Genomic DNA, 5,713 nt, shown 5'->3' with positions numbered 1-5,713 from the left:
TTCTGCTCATTATTAGCTCCTTCTGATGCCATTCTATTTCAGGAAGGAGTGTCCGTTAAACTCAGGCTACCTCATATGTCGTAGGCGCGTGCATTGTGTTGATGGAGCTAATGATGATGGTTCAGTTATGGTGGTCAGTCTGGTTATGTTGGCCAGTATTATCGCTACTCATTATTGGCCGTGGGTGCGGTGGGCTTGGCGCGATAACAACAGGGAAAGATAGTCAGGGGAAACTCCCGCCCGCCGTTTACTGGCTGACATTGCCCTGGCGCATCGGGATGTGGCTATCTATGCGTTGGTTTTGTCGTCGCCTGGAGCCGGTGAGCAAAATGACTGCTGGTGTTTATTTAAGGGCGTTTCCACGACATATTCCGGCACAGAATGCGGTTCTGGACGTCACCTTTGAATTCCCTCGTGGACGAGCGACAAAAGATCGACTCTATTTCTGTGTACCGATGTTGGATCTGGTGGTTCCGGAAGAGGGGGAGCTCCGACAGGCCGTGGCGATGCTGGAAACATTACGCGAAGAGCAAGGCAGCGTTCTGGTCCATTGCGCATTGGGATTATCGCGCAGTGCGCTGGTAGTGGCGGCATGGCTGTTATGTTACGGACACTGTAAAACAGTTGATGAAGCGATTATCTTTATTCGAGCCAGACGCTCGCATATTGTGCTTAAGGAAGAGCACAAAGCGATGTTGAAATTATGGGAAAACAGGTAAGTGGATTGAGATGTGGACTGAATATCTACAGTCCACATCAAGACCGTGTCCGGTTATGCAGCAACAATGCTGTCGATGGCTGCTTTTGCGTCAGACTGTGCTTTCGCTGCCATTTCCGGACCGTATGCGATCCCTTCGGCGAAGACAAATTTCACATCGGTAATGCCGATAAAGCCGAGGAACGTGGACAGATACGGCGTCACCAGGTCCGTTGGTCCATCTTTGTGGATCCCACCGCGGCTGGTAATAACGATGGCTTTTTTACCCGTTACCAGACCTTCCGGACCGTTCTCGGTATAGCGGAAAGTAACGCCTGCGCGTGCAACCAGGTCAAAATAGTTTTTCAACTGAGTTGAGATGTTGAAGTTATACATCGGTGCCGCAATAACGATAACGTCGTGGGCTTTCAGCTCGGCAATCAGCTCATCGGAAAGCGCCAGAGCTTCCTGCTGACGCGGAGTCAGCGGCGCATCGCTCGGACGCAGAGCGCCAACCAGTTCGCCATCCAGTACCGGAATCGGATTTGCAGCTAGGTCGCGAACGGTGATTTCATCAGCGGAGTGCTTTTCGCTCCATTGTTCAACAAAATAATCGGACAACTGATTAGACTGAGAGTACCCTGCCAGGATGCTGGATTTAAGAACTAATACCTTGCTCATGGTGTTTCCTTATAGATGTTTGAATGGACGATGCCCCGTTGCTTGCTGACACTTTATTCACAATCCTGCCACAGAGATCGCGCAATAAATCGAAGTCTATGTTCGAATTTATTGAACAACGCATAGAAAGCCGCGATGTGGTACTCTATATCTATCATTTAAAAGAAAATTAATCAGGCAGACTACTGCCCACTAACGTTATGACAGAACAACAAAAATTGACCTTTACTGCCTTGCAACAGCGGCTGGATTCGCTGATGCTGCGCGACAGACTGCGTTTTTCTCGCCGTCTGCATTGTGTTAAGAAGGTTAAAAATCCTGATGCACAACAGGCCATTTTCCAGGAGATGGCGAAAGAGATTGACCAGGCGGCAGGGAAAGTCCTGCTGCGTGAAGCGGCACGACCGGAAATCACTTATCCTGACAATTTACCGGTTAGTCAGAAAAAACAGGACATACTCGAAGCGATTCGTGATCACCAGGTGGTGATCGTCGCCGGGGAAACCGGCTCCGGTAAAACGACTCAGCTACCGAAAATCTGTATGGAGCTGGGGCGCGGTATTAAAGGGCTGATCGGTCATACCCAGCCGCGTCGCCTGGCGGCACGAACGGTGGCCAACCGTATTGCGGAAGAGCTGAAAACGGAGCCGGGCGGTTGCATCGGTTACAAAGTGCGTTTCAGCGATCACGTAAGTGATAACACGATGGTCAAGCTGATGACCGACGGGATCCTGCTGGCGGAGATCCAGCAAGACCGCCTGCTGATGCAGTACGACACCATCATTATTGACGAAGCGCACGAACGCAGCCTGAATATCGATTTTCTGCTCGGCTATTTGAAAGAGTTGCTGCCGCGGCGTCCTGACCTAAAAATCATTATCACTTCCGCGACTATCGACCCGGAACGCTTTTCGCGCCACTTTAATAATGCGCCGATTATTGAAGTCTCCGGTCGGACCTATCCGGTGGAAGTGCGCTATCGCCCGATTGTTGAAGAAGCCGATGACACCGAGCGCGATCAGTTGCAGGCGATTTTTGACGCCGTAGACGAACTAAGCCAGGAAAGCCCCGGCGACATTCTGATCTTTATGAGCGGCGAGCGGGAAATTCGCGATACCGCCGATGCGCTGAACAAGCTGAACTTACGCCATACCGAAATCTTGCCGCTTTATGCGCGGCTTTCGAACAGCGAACAGAACCGCGTGTTCCAGTCGCACAGCGGACGGCGCATTGTGCTGGCGACCAACGTCGCGGAAACCTCGCTGACCGTACCGGGGATTAAATACGTCATCGACCCCGGTACAGCGCGTATCAGCCGCTACAGCTATCGCACCAAAGTGCAGCGTTTGCCGATTGAACCCATTTCGCAGGCGTCTGCCAATCAGCGTAAAGGCCGCTGTGGTCGTGTGTCCGAAGGGATCTGTATTCGTCTCTATTCCGAAGACGATTTCCTCTCGCGCCCGGAGTTTACCGATCCGGAGATTCTGCGTACCAACCTGGCCTCGGTTATTTTGCAGATGACCGCGCTGGGGCTGGGCGATATCGCTGCGTTCCCGTTTGTCGAAGCACCGGATAAACGCAATATCCAGGATGGCGTGCGTCTGCTCGAAGAACTGGGCGCGATCACCACGGATGAACAGGCCAGCGCCTATAAACTGACGCCGCTCGGTCGCCAGCTCTCGCAGTTGCCTGTCGACCCACGTCTGGCGCGTATGGTGCTGGAAGCGCAAAAACATGGCTGCGTGCGTGAGGCGATGATTATCACGTCCGCGCTCTCCATCCAGGATCCGCGCGAACGTCCGATGGACAAACAGCAGGCATCGGACGAAAAACATCGTCGCTTCCACGACAAAGAATCCGACTTCCTCGCGTTTGTAAATCTGTGGAATTATCTTGGCGAGCAGCAAAAGGCGCTTTCTTCCAACGCCTTCCGTCGCCTGTGTCGTACCGATTACCTCAACTATCTGCGCGTGCGCGAATGGCAGGATATCTACACCCAGTTGCGCCAGGTGGTGAAAGAACTTGGCATTCCGGTCAACAGCGAACCGGCGGAGTATCGTGAAATTCACATCGCCTTACTGACCGGTTTGCTTTCCCATATCGGCATGAAAGATGCCGATAAACAGGAATATACCGGTGCACGTAACGCGCGTTTCTCCATCTTCCCCGGTTCTGGTTTATTCAAAAAGCCGCCGAAATGGGTAATGGTGGCGGAACTGGTAGAAACCAGCCGCCTGTGGGGGCGCATTGCTGCGCGTATCGACCCGGAATGGGTAGAACCCGTTGCTCAGCATTTGATTAAACGCACCTACAGCGAACCGCACTGGGAACGGGCGCAGGGCGCGGTGATGGCAACGGAAAAAGTCACTGTTTATGGTTTGCCGATTGTTGCTGCGCGCAAGGTCAACTACAGCCAGATCGATTCGGCGTTATGTCGTGAACTCTTTATTCGCCACGCTCTGGTGGAAGGTGACTGGCAGACGCGTCACGCATTCTTCCGTGAAAACCTGAAACTGCGGGCCGAAGTGGAAGAGCTGGAACACAAATCACGTCGCCGCGATATTCTGGTTGATGACGAAACGCTGTTTGAGTTCTACGACCAGCGCATCAGCCACGATGTAATCTCCGCTCGTCACTTCGATAGCTGGTGGAAAAAAGTCAGCCGCGAAACGCCTGATTTGCTCAACTTTGAAAAGAGCATGTTGATCAAAGAAGGGGCGGAAAAAATCAGCAAGCTGGATTACCCGAACTTCTGGCATCAGGGCAATCTCAAGCTGCGTTTGAGATATCAGTTTGAGCCAGGCGCGGACGCGGACGGTGTGACCGTACATATTCCGCTGCCGTTACTTAACCAGGTTGAGGAAAGCGGGTTTGAATGGCAGATCCCCGGTCTGCGCCGCGAATTGGTGATTGCTCTGATTAAATCGTTGCCGAAACCGGTACGCCGTAATTTTGTGCCTGCACCAAACTACGCCGAAGCGTTTTTAGGCCGCGTCACACCGCTGGAGTTACCGTTGCTCGACAGCCTTGAGCGCGAGTTACGGCGGATGACCGGCGTTACCGTTGACCGCGAAGACTGGCACTGGGATCAGGTGCCCGATCACCTGAAAATCACCTTCCGCGTGGTGGATGACAAAAACAAGAAGCTAAAAGAAGGGCGCTCGCTACAAGATCTGAAAGATGCGCTGAAAGGCAAAGTGCAGGAAACGCTGTCCGCGGTGGCGGATGACGGTATCGAGCAGAGCGGCTTACATATCTGGAGTTTTGGTCAGCTGCCGGAAAGTTACGAACAGAAGCGTGGCAACTATAAAGTGAAGGCGTGGCCGGCGCTGGTGGATGAACGCGACAGCGTGACGATCAAACTGTTTGATAACCCGCTGGAGCAAAAACAGGCAATGTGGAATGGTCTTCGCCGTCTACTGCTGCTAAATATTTCCTCGCCGATCAAGTATTTACATGAGAAGTTACCAAACAAAGCCAAGCTGGGGCTGTACTTTAACCCGTATGGCAAAGTGCTGGAGCTGATCGACGACTGTATCTCCTGCGGTGTGGATCAACTGATCGACGCCAATGGTGGCCCGGTCTGGACGGAAGAAGGCTTTGCTGCGCTGCATGAAAAAGTGCGCGCCGAACTGAATGACACGGTGGTGGATATTGCGAAGCAGGTCGAGCAAATCCTCACTGCGGTGTTCAATATCAACAAACGTCTGAAAGGGCGGGTGGATATGACCATGGCACTGGGGCTTTCTGATATTAAAGCGCAGATGGGCGGGTTGGTATATCGCGGTTTTGTCACTGGTAACGGCTTCAAACGGCTGGGCGACACGCTGCGATATTTGCAGGCGATTGAAAAACGACTGGAAAAACTGGCGGTTGATCCACATCGCGATCGTGCACAGATGCTGAAAGTCGAAAACGTCCAGCAGGCGTGGCAGCAATGGATCAACAAACTGCCGCCTGCACGTCGTGAGGATGAAGACGTGAAAGAGATCCGTTGGATGATAGAAGAGCTGCGCGTTAGTTACTTCGCTCAACAACTTGGTACGCCTTATCCGATTTCAGATAAGCGTATTTTGCAGGCGATGGAGCAGATTAGCGGTTAACCCTGCTATTTGCCTAATAAATCTAAAACCCGGTAAGCATTTAGCGCCGGGTTTTTTATTAATTCTAAAACGGTAAGGACAAAAATTCAGGAATTCAGAAAAATACAATTCTCAGCTGCAAGATGAATAATGTTTATCTACAGCATTTCCTTAAAAGTGAGGTGTACTGGCAATAGCGGACACTACCATTTGTTCTTTTTTTAAGCAGCCATCTGATGATATTTTTCCCTGA

At 51.8% G+C, this 5,713-nt stretch carries 2 protein-coding genes and 1 pseudogene; 2 read left to right on the top strand and 1 reads right to left on the bottom strand.

The features are described 5' to 3' along the window. Positions 1–65: 65 nt before the first annotated feature. A pseudogene (locus ABZJ92_RS20145) lies at positions 66–719 on the top strand (dual specificity protein phosphatase family protein); the annotation flags it as partial. Between the two features lie 53 nt (positions 720–772). On the opposite strand, the gene azoR reads toward ABZJ92_RS20145, so the two are convergent. After that, positions 773–1,378: an FMN-dependent NADH-azoreductase gene (gene azoR, locus ABZJ92_RS20140; RefSeq protein WP_000048979.1), complete on the bottom strand. Its 606-nt coding sequence runs from the start codon at positions 1,376–1,378 to the stop codon at positions 773–775. 200 nt (positions 1,379–1,578) lie between these two features. Between azoR and hrpA the strand changes: the two genes are divergently transcribed. Continuing rightward, entirely contained in the window at positions 1,579–5,481 is a 3,903-nt protein-coding gene (hrpA, locus tag ABZJ92_RS20135; RefSeq protein ID WP_000139508.1) for an ATP-dependent RNA helicase HrpA, read from the top strand. Positions 5,482–5,713 lie beyond the last annotated feature (232 nt).

Source organism: Shigella sp. FJ200513 (assembly GCF_040495915.1).
Classification (GTDB): domain Bacteria; phylum Pseudomonadota; class Gammaproteobacteria; order Enterobacterales; family Enterobacteriaceae; genus ECMA0423.
The sequence above is the reverse complement of the archived record's forward strand: the minus strand, read 5'-3'. Positions and strand labels throughout refer to the sequence as shown.

Excerpts from the sequence above, each read along its gene's own strand:
- hrpA (WP_000139508.1), top strand. The coding sequence starts at position 1,579 with ATGACAGAACAACAAAAATTGACCTTTACTGCCTTGCAACAGCGGCTG.
- azoR (WP_000048979.1), bottom strand. The coding sequence starts at position 1,378 with ATGAGCAAGGTATTAGTTCTTAAATCCAGCATCCTGGCAGGGTACTCT.